The 18,550-nt window shown below is 47.3% G+C and carries 12 protein-coding genes; 3 read left to right on the top strand and 9 right to left on the bottom strand.

The window, feature by feature from the left end:
* Positions 1–2 precede the first annotated feature (2 nt).
* From UL82_RS09385 to UL82_RS09360, 6 genes are all read right to left on the bottom strand, one after another.
* Positions 3–605, bottom strand: a complete 603-nt coding sequence (locus tag UL82_RS09385) for a DUF1707 SHOCT-like domain-containing protein (protein ID WP_046440635.1) — start codon at positions 603–605, stop codon at positions 3–5.
* Positions 606–735: 130 nt separating this feature from the next.
* A complete protein-coding gene (locus UL82_RS09380; protein ID WP_046440633.1) occupies positions 736–1,569 on the bottom strand; it encodes an anchored repeat-type ABC transporter permease subunit in 834 nt (277 codons plus the stop codon).
* Positions 1,553–2,344 (bottom strand): metal ABC transporter ATP-binding protein, encoded by a 792-nt coding sequence (locus UL82_RS09375; RefSeq protein WP_083966467.1) that lies wholly within the window; start codon positions 2,342–2,344, stop codon positions 1,553–1,555. Before UL82_RS09375 ends, UL82_RS09380 begins: the two co-directional genes overlap by 17 nt.
* Complete coding sequence (locus UL82_RS09370) at positions 2,334–3,317, bottom strand: choice-of-anchor M domain-containing protein (RefSeq protein ID WP_052735948.1); 984 nt, start codon at positions 3,315–3,317, stop codon at positions 2,334–2,336. The genes UL82_RS09375 and UL82_RS09370 overlap by 11 nt, the downstream gene beginning before the upstream one ends.
* Positions 3,314–4,774, bottom strand: a complete 1,461-nt coding sequence (locus tag UL82_RS09365) for an anchored repeat ABC transporter, substrate-binding protein (RefSeq protein WP_046440630.1) — start codon at positions 4,772–4,774, stop codon at positions 3,314–3,316. Before UL82_RS09365 ends, UL82_RS09370 begins: the two co-directional genes overlap by 4 nt.
* 103 nt (positions 4,775–4,877) lie before the next feature.
* The gene (locus UL82_RS09360; RefSeq protein WP_052735947.1) at positions 4,878–5,744 is read right to left on the bottom strand and encodes a choice-of-anchor M domain-containing protein; all 867 of its coding nucleotides are present in this window, start codon (positions 5,742–5,744) and stop codon (positions 4,878–4,880) included.
* A gap of 181 nt (positions 5,745–5,925) precedes the next feature.
* Between UL82_RS09360 and UL82_RS09355 the strand changes: the two genes are divergently transcribed.
* Positions 5,926–7,725 carry a choice-of-anchor M domain-containing protein gene (locus UL82_RS09355; protein WP_083966466.1) on the top strand — a complete coding sequence of 600 codons (1,800 nt, stop codon included), beginning with the start codon at positions 5,926–5,928 and terminating at the stop codon, positions 7,723–7,725.
* Between the two features lie 158 nt (positions 7,726–7,883).
* Here the strand turns inward: UL82_RS09355 and UL82_RS09350 are convergent, their stop codons facing one another.
* From UL82_RS09350 to UL82_RS09340, 3 genes are all read right to left on the bottom strand, one after another.
* A complete protein-coding gene (locus tag UL82_RS09350; RefSeq protein ID WP_046440627.1) occupies positions 7,884–10,211 on the bottom strand; it encodes a choice-of-anchor M domain-containing protein in 2,328 nt (775 codons plus the stop codon).
* Between the two features lie 174 nt (positions 10,212–10,385).
* Positions 10,386–13,106: a 4Fe-4S dicluster domain-containing protein gene (locus UL82_RS09345; RefSeq protein WP_046440625.1), complete on the bottom strand. Its 2,721-nt coding sequence runs from the start codon at positions 13,104–13,106 to the stop codon at positions 10,386–10,388.
* A gap of 152 nt (positions 13,107–13,258) precedes the next feature.
* The gene (locus UL82_RS09340) at positions 13,259–13,780 is read right to left on the bottom strand and encodes a hypothetical protein (RefSeq protein ID WP_046440624.1); all 522 of its coding nucleotides are present in this window, start codon (positions 13,778–13,780) and stop codon (positions 13,259–13,261) included.
* A gap of 500 nt (positions 13,781–14,280) precedes the next feature.
* Here UL82_RS09340 and UL82_RS09335 point away from each other — a divergent pair, with 500 nt between their 5' ends.
* Both UL82_RS09335 and UL82_RS09330 read left to right on the top strand, forming a co-directional pair.
* On the top strand, positions 14,281–15,882 hold the full coding sequence (locus UL82_RS09335) for an inorganic phosphate transporter (protein WP_046440623.1): 1,602 nt from the start codon (positions 14,281–14,283) through the stop codon (positions 15,880–15,882).
* Positions 15,883–16,225: 343 nt separating this feature from the next.
* A complete protein-coding gene (locus UL82_RS09330; protein WP_083966465.1) occupies positions 16,226–18,109 on the top strand; it encodes an acyltransferase family protein in 1,884 nt (627 codons plus the stop codon).
* Positions 18,110–18,550 lie beyond the last annotated feature (441 nt).

The raw sequence follows: 18,550 nt of genomic DNA, 5'->3' as shown, positions 1-18,550 counted from the left end.
GCTTAACGACGATTCTGAAAGCGCTTAAGAGCGTCGCTAGTTAAATCCATTGCAAGAGAATTAATCTCTTGTATTTTTTGCTGACGCAGTGCCTTTTGCTCTGCCTGCTGCTGAGCTATAGACATTTGAATTGCCTGTTTGTGCCGCATTTGTTCTAAACGCACCTCACGCATTCTTTCGCGTTCAAGCTGGCGAGCGCTTGGCTTATACCATGATTCCGGACCAAGTTTCATCACATAGAGCAAGATAAAAACGGTGGGAATAAGTATGATCATGATTGGATAAGCATATGTGCCAGCTATAGCCGCAACGATGCTGAGTCCCATAATTCCGTGACGAATATTGCCGCCGCGTTGAGCCGCCTTATCTATTTCAGCGGCAGTATAAAATCGGTCGTGAGAAGCGGCAATGGCGGTGTTTGCTGGAAGATCGTCGAAAAGCGGACTGATTTCAGACTTCATTGTTGCTTGAGCAACTTGGGTAAGCCGGGCGTCGTAAGTTTCACTGTCAAGACGTCCGGCTGCGAAATGCGCGCCGAGATCCTGCATAGCTCGGTGACGCTCTTCATCGCTGATGCGGTAATCGGGGTTGAATGGGTCACTCATAATAAACACTATACGGGAGTAAGCCGGTAAGCGGTTGTGGCTAAGCTTACGGCTATACGCAGTTTCAGAGTGGGCGTATTGATGTGTTTGGTTTTATAACAAGCACGCAGGACCGCTAGGCGGTTCATACTTATCTACTCCGATACGTCTGAACTGTCCACACAACCATAAATAAACCACACAGCAAAACGACGATCATTGCTCCAGTGGGAAAATCAAGTGACCAAGAAAGATACACCCCTAGTAACGAACCCACCGCACCAATAGCAGCTGCTATCAGCATGACTTGATAGAAATGGTTACTCAGTAGTCGCGCGGTAGCAGCCGGGGTAATTAGCAGTGCTAGCACTAGGATATTTCCGATAGTGCTTACCGAGATCACGACACTTGCCGTTACCAATAAATAAAGGGCGATATCTAACCAAAACACTTTAAGCCGCATAGCATGTGCAGTTTCTCTATCTAGGGTAATAGCGATAAACCGTGGGCTTAACACTAAGGTGAGAGTAATAACTATGGCCGATACAATTCCGACAATAATGACATCTTTAGTGCTTGCCCCACCGATGGAACCGAGTAAAAAGCTACTTAAGTTGGCGGTATAGCCTTGCACCCGGCTTAGGATTAACACACCAATAGCAAAGGCGCCGGCAAAGAAGATACCAATGAGTGAGTCTTCTTTAATAGTGCGTTTTTGTGAGGTTATTGCAATAAGTATGGCAACGAGTGCTCCGGCAAGTGCACCTCCTAGCAAAATAGAAGTTTGCAGGACAAAGGCAATAACAATACCGGGAAATACCGCATGAGCGACCGCATCGCCAATAAAAGCCATGGATCGGGTTACCACATGAGTACCTACCACTGCGCAGACCACTGCAGAAATAATCGCAACGCAGAGTGCGCGCGGTAAGAAAGCAAGGGCGGGGTTATTCAGGTCGTAGAAAAAATCAATGGGACTGAGCATGGTGTTCGACCAGTGTTAGTAGGGAAGAGTTATCACGGACACGGAATGCTTCTTGCCAGGTGGCAGGGCTAATTCTGCTAGCAATATCGTGGGCAAAAATACGTTGGTTTAATAAAACAAGCTCATCGCAGAAACTTAATGCATCACCAATATCGTGGGTGCTCATAATAACGGTCACCCCATCTTTGGTTAGCGAGCGAAAAACATCTAGGAGGAGTTCACCAACCTCGGCATCTACGCCAGTAAGAGGTTCGTCGAGAAGCAAAATTTGGGGACGACGAACCAAAGCACGTGCTACAAGTACTCGCTGGCGTTGACCGCCAGATAGTTGGGCAATCGCCCGGTGAGCGAGTTCGTCGAGCTGGACAGTAGCTAATGCTTCGTCAACGGCAGCGGAATCTTTGGGTAAACCTAGCCGTCCGCTTCGTACACAATCAGCAACGCTAATAGGAAAATCCCACTGTACTTCATGGCGCTGCGGCACATAGCCGATATAGTCATCAAAGCCTTTTTTTAATGCAGCAAGCTGAACATTTTTAGTGCGGATCAATCCTAAGATAGAACGCATAAGGGTGGTTTTGCCAGCCCCATTAGGCCCAAGCAACCCGATAAATGTGGCCTCACGGATACGCAGGTTAACATCATCAAGCGCTTGGTGCCCACGATAGTTAATATCCAGATTTTCAATGATGATAGCGAACTGAGCGGTGTTGGGTGTTTTATACGTGGGCGTAGTGAACTCAGCAGCTTTTCGACGGGCATGTTTAGCGCTCACGACGACCTGCCTTGCGCATAATGGCAATAAAAATTCCCACCAACATCAGCGCTAAAACAGCAACCAACCAGGTCAAAGGATCCATTAGCCAACTACCTTCGGAAGCAGTGGCAGCATCAGTGGCATGAGCACCGCGTGCAGTGGGGTTGGCATCGTGGGCAATATCGAAGTTAAGGCTAGCGGTGGTGGTCATTGGCTCAGCGCCGGGGATATTTAACTCAGCGTTGAGCTCTACTGTGTGACTACCGGGGGCAGTAAAAGTCCAGTTAGCATGGGTGTGGGTATTGATCTCTGCCCATACGGAGCCACCATTGCTTGTGGTCCATAAAACCAGTGGTGCACCAAAACCACCGGATTGTAAAAATAGAGAATGCTCGCCCTCACCGGTGTGCTGGGCTAATTTTAGGTTTACTCCAGAAGGCGATAGCTCAGCTAGCGTTGGTGATTGAGTATTCCAGCCTAGCCACGGCAGGGTAGGGGATTCTGTTTGTGGAAGTACAAAGAGTTCATCACCAGTACGAGCACCGGTAAATTCATAACCAGTGCCATCTGGCAGGGTCAGTGATTCATTGATCTCAAAAGTAATATCTTCCAGATAACGCCATACTGGCTGGCTACCAGTATCGTCGCGGGCAAGAAGCTCAAGGGTTCCATTGCGATATACCGGGCCGATATCAACATGGCCGTGACTAATACGTACTTTTTCTCCTTTAGGGGCAAAGTTTTCTGCATCGGTGACATTTTGTACCAGGGCTGGATCATTGACCTGTGCTTTTGCTAGCGGTACGTAGGCTGTGCTTATTCCTAAGACAGTTATTATCGCTACTAGGAAAGAGAAGATACGTAAATATTGCACACAATAGAAATCAAATTTGCTACCTTTTTGGTTACCAGTGAAGGCATGGGTACGTCGATAGTTGAAAGTCATATTCGGTCGGGAAGCGATGGCAGCTAAGAAGGGTGGATGAATCATTGTAGACAGTCCTTAATTGTTGTGGCATTAGTACGCATCAGGTCGATATAGGTGTGCACATCACCGCTAAAAGCATCGCTATAAATAGTGCACACAGAGACGTTATTATCGGCAGCAATAGAGCGAAGGTGAGGTGAGGCTGCGCCGGGCTCAACAAAAACTGCTGGTACTTGTAAATTTTTAATACTGTTACTTAGGGCAGTTAATTCCCGTGTGCTGGGTTCGATGCTGGGATTCGGTGAGGCAAAACCGGCTACAGTAAACCCATATGCTTGAGCAAAATAACCATAAGCGTCGTGAGTGGTAATCAGATAGCGTCGACTAGGAGCTAGGCTAGCCAACTGAGTAGTAATATCTTCATGTAGTACCTGGAGTTGCTGGGTATAAGCATGCGCATTGTGTGCATAGGTGGCCGCGTTTGCTGGATCGATACGGCTGAGCTCTTCGCGCATAACCTCTACCCAGGCGATCACATTACGCACATCCAACCAAGTATGCGGGTCAATTTCTCCGTGCACATGTTTGCCTAATACGGCTTGCGGCAGCATAAAAATCTCTCCGCGGCCAAGGAACCGAAAAGCTGGTGAACCAGGAATTTCTTGCAAAGCAGTGTTCGGTACGGAAATAACAGTGGCATCTAATTCACGGATTACGTTTGTTGATGCTGGTGTCTTATCTTCTGTTGGCGCGGCATCGCCATATAAAACGATCCCGTTTTCACCTACCGCAATGTCATGGTGGCCAGAATCGACTACCTCTTTACTTAGCTGGTGAGCATCAACACCTACTGCTACTGAAACGGTAGCGGTATGCTCACCGGAAGCGATGTCGAGCTCATAGTAGCCAGGCTTAGTAAAAGCCCAGCTCATATGAGTATGAGCGCCCACTGGAAGCGAAACGGTGTCATTATCAAAACCATCGCTAGAATCAAAATAGGTGCTCGGGGTACCAAAAGTGCCAATAAGAAAGGCAAAAACAGCGCCGGGGCCTCGGACGTCGATAAGCTTTAATTCGGTATCGCCAGTGCTATTAAGTGGAAATAGTGAACGCATACCCAGCCATACAGTGTCTAAGCTGGCATCTTCAACCAACGGGATAAGCTCAGCACCATGAGATTCTGAGCGTTCCGATACTGCAATATGTGGTACTCCGATGGCAGTGATTGCCTTCATCATTGCTTGTTCTTCAAGTAGAAGATGGTTGGTGAAAATAACATCTGCATTAGCCGCAGTACGTAGGCTACGCAAGGTTGGCTCATAAATGTGTGGATCGGCACCAGGCGGTAGCAATGAGTGAACATCGGCCTGATCACCAACAATATGACGGGCAATATCTGCTAACACGGCAGTAGAGGTAGCGATCTGGGTGCGCTGATTTTCTCGCTGGATCGAAGGGGCAGCGCAACCAACGCAGCCAATAAGTAGGCTAGCGAAGGTTATCGCAAGAGATCTTTTCATTGCAGTAGAACTTTGGCAGTACGGTTATCGGTGAAGTGGTAACACCATATGAGCTGGTTTTTAACCGGTGAATATGCGCACATATGGTGCTTATGGGGTGAGATTAAAAGTGCGGCTTAAAAAATCGGCTAGCTAAAAAACCTAAGCCTAAAAGGCTGCCGATGATTCCAGCCGCAAAAATACCCCAGGTGCTCGCCCCGGTATTGGCAAGTTCAGCAGGAGCAGAGCTTGTCGAACCACCTGTATGTGGTAGTTGATTTCCTGGGTTATGTGGGGCTGGATTATGTGGTTGTGGTGAAGCACTGCCATCGCCAACAACCCAGGTGTAGGTAGCTTCATTGGATTGTGCTGAACCACCGTTAGGGGTGTAAGCCGTGGCATGAACCTTCATGCGGTATGTTCCTGGAGCATCAAAAGCCCAGTTCACATGCACATGTGAGGGAGAGTTTTGTCGGATAATGGAGCCAGACTGTAGTGCAAGGCCGGAGTTGGCTACTGCACTAGCGCCACCGAATGCAGATTGGCTAAAGGCAAAAATATTTCCTGGGCCTTGAATATCGAGAAATTGGATATCAACGACCTCGAAACCACCTTCTCGTACATGAGTGGTATCCCAACCTGGCCATAAAAGCTGTGGGTCTTGGGTTTGCGGCAGGTAATAGGTTGGTCGGCCAATGCCGGCAACATTGTTGGTGGCCTCAGTATAAGCGGACTGATTGACTTTTAGTATGACATCTTCTGGTGCCCTGGTGACATGGTTGCCGGTGACATCTTCTTTTAGGGCTAACAAAATATTTTGGCCATTGGCGGAGACGGCAAAAGCATCAACGTGTCCATGGTCGAGAGTAACGGATTGGGCATGGGCATAGCCGATCGGGCTGAGGGGATAAGGGGTGTGGGTGGGGGTAGTGCCAAAAACTAAAGTAAGGGTTAGTGGCACGGCAATCAAAGAACTCTTTTTGAAAAACATAAGCTATACCTTCAGGGTGTTAGGTATGAAATAAATACCTTATTGAAAATGATTTTATAAACTTCTAGGGGAAGTAAATACCGATTCAAAACGAATGTCAACCAATGTTTGACGGGGGTATTTATGAAAGTTATTGTCATTTATGTCTTTATTTATTTTATAAAATCCCCAAGGATAATCCATGACGTTAGCTAGATTTTCCTCACTTTATCGCGGCTTATGCGTGGGTATATGTGCGCTCATATTCTGTGTATGCGCCATGCCTTTTTCTGGTATTACTACAGCGTTGGCATACGAGGCTACGGTAGGGTCTATTGACGACACTCCGGTGCGTCTTAATAGCGGACACATTGATATTGGACCGGTAAAAATAGGCAACGAAATACATTTTGCTATTGGTGACGATTCTCATCAGCATGCAACAACTTCTGTGTGGCGCAGCCCGGAAGCAGTAACTTTTGAAGTTGGCGAAACCCACAAAGTTCGGGTACCGGATAATGTTTCTGATACTGGTTTGGGTTTTCTTGGTGCCCCCGGAAGCGAGATTTATTTTCTCTCCCAAACCCAACAAGGAAATAGTTTATGGCCGGGTTTTTCTTCCGAGCATGCCGATGGCCGTGGTTGGAACTGGGAGATAGCCACCAATAGTCTTCCGGAAGGTGCCCGGTGGTGGGCATATACCAGTAGTAGTGTTAGTACCGGGGTGCAAGAAATGCTAGCTAGTTATGAGCATCCAAGTGTTATTGAGCGCTCAAAACCAGTGCACCTGCATAATAACTGGGTGTTTAGCTCTCCTGGTACCTATGTTATTGATATTCGAGCCGTACCTGGTGACGATTACGCTGCAGCAACCCAGTGGCATACGCTGACTTTTGAAGTAGGTGGCGCAGATGCACAGCCGCAACCACGCCCGACGCATACTACTTCAACTCAGCGCCCGGTGCCGCCAACGAGTTTTCCAACTACTACTCGTCAACACGATCCGATTGATTCAGGTAATAATTCCGGTGATAACCGCAATGGCGAACTAAATACTGATCATGTTGAAATAACCAAAGGTCATATTGATTTAGGGCCAGTTAAACGCGGCGATCGGTTCTTGTTTGCACTAGGCGATGAGTCCTATCAACATTCTCCCAACAAAGAATATCGTGATCCTTCTTCAGTAACGATGGTGGTAGGCGATCATTTCAAACACACTCTTAGTGCTAGCAATGCTCGCGGCGCATTAAGTTTTGCCGGCAATGAAGGCGATACGATCTATTTCGTTGACCAAACTCAGCACGGTAATGCCCTATGGCCAGGTTTTTCCTCGGAACATGCCGATGGTAACGGTTGGGATTTCGAACTCGACCCGGTCTCATCCCCAGCCGGTAGCCGGTGGTGGGCATACACAGCCGATTCCTTCGGTGGTGTTCAAGAGATGTTTGGCTCTCATGAAGGCTCGAGCCGAATTAATCGTTCGCAGCAAAAAGTCCATGTGCATAATAACTGGATTTTTACCCACAGCGGCACCTATGTCATCAATATGCGCGCAATCCGTTACGACGGACACACCACCGACTGGGCACCGGTTACCTTCCGGGTATGTGAAGCGGTATCTGATGCCGGAGTCAGTGGTGTTGCTAATACCAATGTTCTAGGAGCCGCGACGAGTACTAGGCCAAGTGCTCCTAGTTCTGCTGCGCTACCAACACTAAATGCTCTGGGTGTTTCTGCATCAGGTGGTAGTGCTGGTGGTACCGGTGGGGTTCCTCCACTTGCGGCTTTTGGTAATGGGGATGCTTTAGCAGCTGCACCTACTTTACCGGTGATGCCGGCAGATTCTGGTGGTGCGGCATATGGAAATAATCAAGCTACCCCAGTACATTATGATGCCACTGCGGTACAAAGCGATCGTCGTCACTGGTTAATGCTTATTGCTGCTAATCTCTTTTTCCTTCTGGGATTAAGCTTTATGGTTTATTCAAAAGTTAGTTAGTTTTTCTTAGTAAATAAAAGACCATCCGTTAAGAACGTACTTGTTCAAACGGATGGTCTTTTAATCATTAGTATCCTACTTCTGGGGTAAGGATAGAAAAATACCGCATCTGCATCCTAAATGAGTGCAGATGCGGTTTTAGCCTTGCGGTTATGTACTTAACGTCCTAAGAGGGAGCGAAGCAGTGGCTGCGGAATAAATTTAGCCAGGATTGCCCCGATGGTAGTAAGTGCGCCAACACTAGCTACAATGCCAAAGAGTGCGCGAGCAAAGGTATCAAGATTAAACATAGAGCTACCGCCTGGCTTTGGTTTTTCCGTAGTTGGGGGAGCTGGGTTCGGCGGAGTTGGTTTATTATCCGGTATATAGTTTCCGGTAGCACACTTTTTTAGTGTTTCATCGCCGATAGCGAAAGTAAGCGTGCTGGGTGCAGAAGTAATGCGCTTACCCGCTTTTGTTTTAGCTGAATAAGATACTTTAAATGTGTATAAACCAGCAGAACTAAAAGCCCAGTTAGTATGTGCGTGCGAGGCAAGACCTACTTCAATGAGATGATCGTTGGTAGTGGAATCAAGCAGAATTTGGTTATCGCCACTTAATGATGCATCAAGGAACGCACCCCAGGAAGCACCACTAGGTATAGAGGCAGGTGTTATTGTTAGATACACTGACCCATCTAGCTGTGAATAGTCGATAGCCTGGGTGCTATACCCTGGCCAAATAATATCGTTGTGTTGGGTTTGTGGGAGTAGATAGTAGTTATCGTCAAGAAACTTTAACTTATCTTTGCGCTGCGTTTTTATCGCATTATCATGCACACCAAGCACAACTTGATCAAGTCTGCGATCAACTGATTTATTGTCCACAATCGCGGTGTCATCGTGGAGCGTGGTTTGTAGGGAATGCCTGGCCATGGATGCTGCAATATCGACATGCCCGCGATCTAATACAGGTTTATTATTACAGGTAGTGATATCTGTTTTTGGGTTGGGGGAAGGATTTGGTTGGGTATTATCTATAGTAAGCATGCCATCATAACGCGGGGTTTTATTATTCCCATAACGTCCACCGATAGGGGTGTCAAGGGAACCACCAGACATAAGTGGATGTGGGATAATTTTAAGCTGGATGCTGTCGTCATCATAGATGCCGTCATCGTCATTAAAGGTAAACTGACCACGGCCATTTCTGATTAAACCTTCAAAATTCATGGTGGCGTATTGCGAATTGTGTTTGCTATAGAACCCACCGTGGATAAAACCAATATAGGACGGGTCATCGGCTTCCACGATTAACCGGTTTACTGTCTCGTTGACGCGTTCAAAACGAGCATGGATGCCTGGGTTGCTGAGTTGAATGTCTTCTGTGGGCTGTACCTGGCGCTGCATGTTGGAGCTATCTGTCCATGTTGTTTTATTCGTTGCCGAGGTGGTCCCACTTGTTTGCTTGTACTTATAGGAAAGTTCTTCGGAAATCCACCGGCCATGCTGTTGATCGTTAGGTGTGAAAACGGCTTGGATCTTAGAATCAAATTCACCTAGCATCTCATCCCAGCTAGCTTGACCGTTGGTAACTGGTAGATCCGTCAGGAAGTAGCCGTCTATAAAAAGGGTAAGGGTTCCGCTTAGGCTGGTGTCTTTTGCGCTAAAGGAAAGCGTGCTGAGGTGCTCATCACCGCTTTTTTCTTGTTTCTCCTTTGGCGCGACCTTAAAAGTGTAATCATCAGCGGCAAGTTCCATGCTGGCGGCAGCATCGAAACGCTCTTGAGTGGATAGGGTCTTTTCTGCCTTTGGCTCTTGTCCGCCTACTTGAATACTCATTGTTGATGGTGGCGAGGCAATTAACGTGCCGTTTTTGTGGCGTGCGGTCGTGCGATAGGTAACCTGGTAGCGGCCTGGTTTGGTAAAAAGTGTGGAATTATGGGTGTGGGCACCTGCGGTTAATATTGATGAGTGGGGTGAGTTTTCACTCGTGCCCAAAAAGTGGCGTAATAGGTGCGGGTTTGTGTCATCGTAGACAAAGACTTCCATTTCCCCTGGTCCGGTAACAGAAATAATATCGAGTGAGGCTGCTTCATTGCGAAAGTCCTGAACCGGAAGAGCGCTATCGGCTCCGAAACCCCACCAAATAGGTTCATGGTTACCATTCATAAGATCCGGTGCGGTGTAAAAAGTTTGCCCAGGTTGGCCAATGAAATCCATGGTGTGGTCGGTGGGGAGGGAAAATTGATATTTGCTTTTTCCGTTTTCCTCCCATCCTTTTCCAATCCAGATCACGCTGTCGTCGATAAGCTCGCTGCCTTTGCTGCCGCGTTCGCTGCGAAGCACAAAATTATTATTTTCCCAGAAGGTTTTTGGTGCATCGACATGTCCCTTAGTGGCAACCGTTTTACCATCGTCGGGGCCAGCAAAAGCGGGGGGTGAATACATAACAGTGGCGCTACATAAGGCAATAATTGCTACTGACCTGCGAAATGAAGGATGCATAAGGAGCCTCTCTAGAAAATGAATGTGAATATCATTATATCTATTGATATAACTTTGCAATAAGAGAAGGGGGTATTTTTGAACTCTTTTTCTACATCACAAAAAGCGCAGTCATAACATAAAAGAAATGACTGCGCTTAACTTCGCTTTTCGACGGCGTGAAGCTATAAAAACTTAATCGGTTTGCAATTCTTCTTCAGCTCTTTGTGGCTTCTGCTGTGTCTGCGCACTCTTAGGAGGTGACGCTGATCCTGGAGCAGGAAGAACACCACCCGGTGCTGGCGGTATCGGTGGGGTAAGTGGTGGCGAAGCAATTGGTGTAGCTGCACCTGGCGCTGGAGGAACCGAAGGACCTGGGGTAGGAATACGTGGTACTGGAATGGAAGTACCCGGTGGGGTGGGCAGAGTAGCACCTGGTGGTGAAATTTTTGGTGCGGCAGCCCCTGGTGGTACCGGGATAGCCGCACCTGGAGCAGCCACAGGTGATCCTGAACCTTCTGGTGTTACTGGTGTCACTGGTGCAGCAGGAAGCGGGTTTATACCAGGCACTGCGGCACCTGGTGCTGGTACTGCAGGCTTAGCATGTGGGGTAACAGTACCCGGTGTTGGTACCCCCGGAGGCATTGGCGAGCCGGATTTAACTGATGCACTATCTTGAGCAGTTTTGTTATCTGGTGCCGGTTTTGGTTTGGATACTGTCGATACGCCGGTGGTGTCTGGTGTGCGTACCTTGGGATCAAGAAATAGTGGGTTGTTGCGGGTAGGCAGTTTGCCGTCAACCAAGACGGCATCGCGTAGCATCTGGGCAACATCTTTGACTTGAGGGGCATCTTTTTCTGCGACGGTTTTTAAACCACTACTCATCATCGTGTTACAAAACGGACAGCCCACGGCAACTTCTGCTGCACCAGTGGCAGCGGCTTCTGCAGCACGATTTTCATTAATTCGGGTGCCGATTTTTTCTTCCATAAACATTCGGGCACCACCGGCACCGCAACAAAAACCTTCATTACGGTTGCGATCCATCTCTACTAGCGTGGCACCGGTTGCCCCGATAAGCTCTCGTGGTGGATCAAAAATCTTATTGTGCCGGCCAAGGAAGCAGGGATCATGATAGGTTACTGGTTTTCTATTTTCTGGCCCACGTGGAATTGGAGTGAGTAGTTTTTCCCGCACCAAGCGGTTAAGCAATTGGGTGTGGTGGAAAACATCGTAGTGTCCATCAAAGTCGGGATACTCGTTGCGGATGGTATTAAAACAGTGCGGGCAGGTAGTGATAATTTTGCGCTGACCGCGCGGCACATTGGTAAATACCCCATCTAAAGTGGTGATATTTTCTTGAGCGAGCTGCTGGAATAAGAACTCATTACCTGCGCGCCGGGCAGGATCACCGGTGCAGGTTTCGCCTCGAGAAAGCACCGCAAATTTCACACCGGCAGTGTGTAGTAGTTCGACAACGGCGCGAGTGGTTTTTTTACCATCTTCATCGAAAGTTCCGGCGCAACCAACCCAGAAAAGGTATTCGGTGTCCTCGAAATCGGTGATATCTTCACCAAAGACCGGGACTTCAATGCCATCGCGGCGAGCTTGTTCAATCCAGCTGCTGCGCTCACTAGCATTGCGCCCCCAAGGGTTGCCCTTAGTTTCAAGGTTTTTAAACATTCCGGTGAGCTCGGAAGGGAAGTCTGATTCTGCTAGTACTTGGAACCGGCGTAGGTTAGCTATGTGGTCGATATGCTCAATATCAACCGGGCATTGTTCTACGCACGCACCGCAGTTAGTGCAGCTCCACAGAACATTGGGGTGGATAATATTGGATGTGCCGACCAGTTTAAGTACATCGACCCCTTCATGGGAAGTATCTGCTTGGAAGGTTTCTGGATTTAGAAGATATTCGGCGTTGGCAACGGCAGCGTCTCGAATATCGGTGACAAAAAGTTTAGGGCTGAGTGGTTTTTCGGTATGCCATGCGGGACACTGCTCCTGGCACCGTCCGCATTCGGTACAAGTGGTGGCGTCGAGAAGCATTTTCCAAGACGCATCAGTGAGCCTACCAGTACCAAAAGTATCGGTATCTTCGACATTGTCGATGGTGAGTACTTTATTGCCATCGGTCATTGATGCAAGTTGGCCTAGAGCTTTTGCCCCGGTGGGATTGCGACGGAAGAAGATATTAAAGAAGGCTAAGAAGCGGTGCCAGCCCACACCCCAGGTAATGTGATAGGCCATAACATAGAGCCAGATCATGCCCACCATGAGTTTGGTGAGGGCAAGTGCGCTGACCACGTTGGGCGATGCCGGTAGGAAAGTGGCGATATGGATGCTTAAAAAATCTGCCCATGGCGAACCATGCCCATATGTGGCAATCTTTGCGGCTTTAACCAACAGCATACTGATGCCCTCAGTGAGGATGATGGTTTCGACAAAGAATGCGGCGAGTGCATTAGAACCATAGAACCGTGAGAGCCGATCGCGGTGACCTTTGTTAAGCCGGAGCGTGGAGAGGAAAATAATGCCGGCGATTGTGCCAATAGCGAGGACTTCTTCAGCGAAGTGATACAGAGAAAGATTTTTTAGTAGTGGCCAACCGGAATCCGGTGCAAAAGTTTGGATATACGCCTCGAACCACACTACCGCGCCGATAAGAAAGCCCAGCATAACAAACCAGTGCGCAAGTGCTACCACGGGTTTTCGGATCATCTCAGTATGGAAGAATACTTCCTTGAGCATGGTAAATAGACGAGTGATGGGCTGATTAATTCGGTTTGGGCTGGGTTTTCCGGAAGCAATCAGCCGGTATATTTTTGCTGCTGCTCGGATAAAGAAAAACCATGCAGGTAGCGATAAAATGATGCCAAGAACACCCATAATGAGTGTTGCTGGGGCTTCGGACATAAGGAAATCCTTGGGCTGGAAGAGAGGTAAGTCTGTAGGCTCCCAGCTTAATCAACACCGGGTGCACCCCCAAATGTTCAAAACGCTATGTCAACAACACCATGTTAGCTAGTAAAAGCTAGCTAAACCTATCGCGAAGCCACTTCCAGCTACTAAAAGCAGACTGGTATTCCGCGTGCTTGGATAATTGTTTGTTGCCACTGGGCAAGCGTTCGTCCAGTGGGAAGATGCACTAGGTTATGCCACACAGTAACTGGAATACCCATGCTTTTTAGCTTTTCGACGCTCTCTGCATTGGTGTTTTGTGTTGTGCTGGTATTAAGCGCAGAGTTGTTGAATGCACTCTGTAGTGCTTGATGAGCAGCTAGTTCGGTGGTGTAGTCCGCGATAATTACTGCGTCATAGTGTTTTTCAAGCCAGGTGGCTAAGTTGATACTGGCAGTAGTGCTGCTATCAATGAATTCAAAGGGCACATTGCCAATAACGCGCAGACGCGTCGGGGTGTTTTTTAGCGGATGAATAGCGGTGCGACTATAGGTGGCAATGCTTGCTGGAGCAGGGGATTCGTCGAAAAGATCCAGTAGGTCGAACATGCCACAACGAGTAATCAAGTCTGCGGTATAAAGGCCGGCAGCGCCAGCACCAATAATGGCAATGCGACGAGATTGCGACATTGTTCTCCCTTTCTTAACTTATATATAGACCGAATTGTCTAATATTTTAGCACTAGTTTGTCTAAAAGTGATTTTTATTGTGACATGTTAGTTAAAAGCCCAGGTAGAACGTGAACGTATTATTAGACAGATTGGTGTATGAGACGGTGAGTCGATGCCATTGGTTATTGGCAGGTAATAAGACGTTGCACATATTCATATGTGGTTACTCAATTGTGAAAAAACCTTGACGCGTTGTGCTTTCTGTGGGATCTAGTTGAACCGTCGATAAGCTAAAAATAGGGTATTTATGCCGATTTAAAAGTGATGCAGGTAAAAATTTTCAATGAATTTTCTTTGGATCACAAGTCTGTGACCTGCGAAAAAAATTCCGTTTTTTCTCCATCATTGGATCTTCCCACCTTAATTAACCTTATGTTTACTTTGATGGTGCACTATAGAAACGCTTGATGCTCTAGATAATCTTTTAGGCAATTCCTAATACAGAAAGACGCACAGTTATGTCGGATACAGTGGCAGTAGCCCCACTTGCGAATGATTCGAAAACTGATAAGTGGTGGCACCTGACATTTGGTGGCTTATTGGCTGTTACTTTGATCTCTTTTACCCTCTGGTCTTTTGACTACGTTGGCGAGGGAGCAAACAAGGCAATTCTGATAACCAATATTTTCTTTGGCATTTTTATGGCCTTCAATATTGGTGGCAATGACGTGGCCAATTCTTTTGGCACCTCAGTGGGAGCAAAAACGCTCACTATCAAACAAGCACTGATCATTGCCGCTATTTTCGAAGTTTCCGGTGCAGTGCTCGCTGGTGGTGAGGTCACTGAAACCGTAAAATCTGGCATCGTCGATTTAGCTGCGATTGATCTCGTTCCACTGCAATTCGCCTTTATTATGATGGCTTCTTTGCTCGGAGCTGCGGTATGGCTGCTTTTTGCCACCCGGGCAGGCATGCCAGTATCTACTACGCATTCTATTGTGGGCGGTATCGTCGGTGCCGCGCTGACCCTTGGTTTTACCGAGGATCTGGGCGGCTGGGAAATGGTGCAGTGGTCAGAAATCGGACAAATTGCTAGTAGCTGGGTGCTTTCTCCAGTACTAGGCGGAGTCACCGCGTGGGTGCTTTACTCTGCAATTAAGCGGTATATTTTAGACTTCAACGATAAAGCTGCTCACGAGCTTAGCGAGATCAAAGAAGCGCGTACCCAATTACACCGTGATTTCAAGAGCTCTTTTGAACGGATGAGTCCTGAGCAACAAGTGGCCTATACCAATGCGATGACTCGCGATGCGGCTCTTATCGCAGAACGCGATTTCGATCCAGCAGATTTAGAATCCGATTATTACCGCAGCTTGCACGAAATTAATTCACGACGAGATAACCTGAATACTCACCGTGCTTTAGAAAGCTGGGTGCCACTTTTAGCGGCCATTGGCGCTGCCATTATTGGCGCAATGATGCTGTTTAAAGGACTAAAGAATCTCAATCTGCATCTGACCACATTAGGCAATTACCTCATTCTAGGCATGATTGCCGCACTAGTGTGGATGGCGGTATTTATTTTCTCACGCACACTCAAGCAACAAGAACTTTCCCGAGCAACATTTGTTATTTTCTCCTGGATGCAGGTGTTTACTGCTTCTGCTTTTGCCTTCTCACATGGCTCTAATGATATTGCCAACGCTATCGGTCCATTTTCTGCCGTGATTGATGTGCTACGCACCGACAGCATTGATGGTAAGGCCAGTGTTCCGACCTTTGCCATGGTAACTTGCGGTGTAGCACTCATTTCTGGCTTGTGGTTTATTGGTCGCTATGTGATCCAAACCGTAGGTTCTGGACTAACAAAAATGCACCCTGCCTCGGGTTTTGCTGCGGAATTAGCAGCTGCAACCGTGGTCATGGCAGCTTCCTTACTTGGCTTGCCGGTATCTTCTACCCACATTCTTATTGGTGCAGTTCTTGGTGTTGGCATGGTTAATAAGGCTGCAAATTGGTCATTGATGAAGCCGATTGGATTAGCGTGGGTGATTACGCTACCTGCTGCTGCTACTGTTTCTTCGATTGCCGTGTACGTACTGAATGCGCTGTGGGGCTAATCGGCATTGTTAAATAGTTATTGCTAGTTAGATAGAGGTTAAGTTTTAAACTGACTTAAAAGTTTCTCAACTTTTCTGCCCAAAAAATACGGGCAGCTTCACCGCCGGGATGTGGCTACTGACATCCCGGCGGTGAAGTATAAGTAGGGTGGTTAACTAGTGGGGGCAATAGTGATATTAAACAAAGTTTAACCTGGTATATGCAGGAAATATAGCGAATAGTCTACCGGTTGGGTCAGGGTTGTAGTGTAGGGTAAATGGGGTCGCAAAGCTGCATTATGGATGAAATTTTTTGGTGTAAGTAATGGATTTCGCCCATAGAGAAACTGCAAAAAGGGGACACATGAATGTAACGTCAGTCGCACGCGGCGATTGCCACCAGATGCCCGCCCACGGCCAGCCTAATAAGCGTATTCGCCGGGTCGCAGAAATTGATGGCATGCGTGGACTGGCAGTGCTTAGTGTTGTGATATATCACTTCTGGCCACAGATTGCACCAGGTGGTTTCCTCGGCGTAGACGTATTCTTTGTTCTTTCTGGTTTTCTGATTACGAGCTTATTAATTCGTGAACGTGTGGCTACCGGCGGTATCGGTTTAAAAAACTTCTGGGTTAGACGCGCGCGCCGCATCCTGCCAGTGGCAGTAACCGTATTACTAGTAGGAACCTGTCTTACCGCAGCTATTGGTGGCGATATGGCAGTTGGGCTTAAATTACAATTCTTTTCAACACTGTTATTCGTTAATAACTGGGCACAAATTGCTAGTTCGCATAGTTATTTTGCAGATACAGATGTGCAGATTTTTGCCCACTATTGGTCATTATCAGTTGAAGAACAGTTCTACGTGTTCTGGCCACTGATCGTAGTGGCTATTTGTTTATTCGCCCATCGACTCTGGCCACAAACATTATTAATTTTCGCGGTCGTCGCTGCGGTACTTTCTGCTGTGGCGATGGCAGTGCTTTATGTCCCAGAAACTGACCCCACTCGCGTTTATTATGGTACCGATACCCATGCATTTGGTTTGCTTATTGGTGCGGCGTTAGCACTGACTATTACCAGCCGTGATCCCTATGCACGCGATAGCTTTCCTATAACCACGAGCTTGCGTTATCTCAGTATTCCTTTTGGCATTGTTGTACTTACCGGTCTACTTGCAGCCTTTTTCTTGATTGAGGATACCAGTGCAGTTGCCTACCGTGGGGGTATTGTTGTCTCCTCACTGTTAACAGCAGTAACCCTTTATTGTGTTCTTTGTGAAGTCGGCCCATTGAATTGGTTATTCCGAATGCCGGTGATGCGTTGGCTAGGTGATCATTCCTTTAGTTTGTATCTATGGCACTGGCCAGTCATTGTTTTTATTCGCAGCCTGCTTAGTGGTGTTCACCCATTGGTACAAGGGATACTTGCCACAATTATTTCTTTAGCGCTCTCAATGTTGAGCTATCGATATATTGAGAATCCTTTCCGTCGGCAGGGCTATCAAAAAATGGCACAGAAACCCGTGGTGTGGCTGATTTTTCTTGCCTTGTTAAGTGGTTCTTTAATAGGGCTGCGCCATGTTCCTGCTCAGACACAATTAGAAGCAGACTTAACTGCACTACGCGAACGCTTCAACATGGGTATGCCTGAGTTGATTAAGTCCCATGGGCAAGAAACATCTGCAGAGTCTTCTCTTAGCGTTGAACCAACTCCTACCGTAGAACCACGGGTATTCCCAGTGGGTGAAGAGATCACTGCCTTGGGTGATTCTGTAATGCTAGCTAGTATTGCCGCTTTACATGAGCGTTTTCCTGGTATTTATGTCAATGCAGAAGTCTCTCGCCAGTACGCCACTGCGGTTGAGCTCCTTCAAGAATTGTCGGCGCAGAATGCCCTACGGCAATTCGTTGTGCTGGGATTCGGTACCAATGGGCATGCCAGCGCAGAGCAGATCGAAGAAATTTTCCGCATTATTGGCCCCGATAGAACAGTCATCCTGGTGCTTCCTTATGGTGATCGTCCCTGGATACCACAAGCACGTCAGGAGCTTATCGACGCTGCAACCCAGCACCCGAATGTTTATCTCGCACCATGGTGTGCGGCTGCCGGTATGCAGCCATTTTTGCTGCGAGAGGATGCCATTCACCCTTCGGATGAGGGAACAGTAGCTTATGCGGAATCAGTAGCGATGGCTATCCAACAGTGGGTGGAAAATGAAAAAGCCATGGTTCCTATCTGTATCTGAGGTGTGAGAAAGCACGTCCATAGTTGTCCGTTATGGGAGTGCAATAATGATGTAAATACATCAGAGATGAATATAATTCACATAAATTTATTGAAGTAGAAATAAGTGAATTTCAACCGATTTACCAGTGTTAATAAATCCCACTTATACTATTTTCAGCTATTATTAACATTTGCAATGAGATATATATCAAAATGTTTAGCCTTTTTATTCTTATTTGATTAGCATTCATGATGAAACCCTGCGCTAGGGCTGTGCTTGGTGTTTTTAGTTTTTGGTTAGCAGGTAGAGGCCAAAAATGACGTTTTACGTTAAATAATGTGTTTGATTGGGTAGTGGACTCATAGCGGTCTTTATGAAGATATTGAGTTCATGCTCAATTTTTTGCTGTGTGTCTTGCAAACGATAGCACTTATTTAAGGATAGCCTCAGCGAATTTCA

It is taken from the genome of Corynebacterium kutscheri, assembly GCF_000980835.1.
In the GTDB taxonomy this organism is placed as follows: Bacteria; Actinomycetota; Actinomycetes; order Mycobacteriales; family Mycobacteriaceae; genus Corynebacterium; species Corynebacterium kutscheri.
The sequence above is the reverse complement of the archived record's forward strand: the minus strand, read 5'-3'. Positions and strand labels throughout refer to the sequence as shown.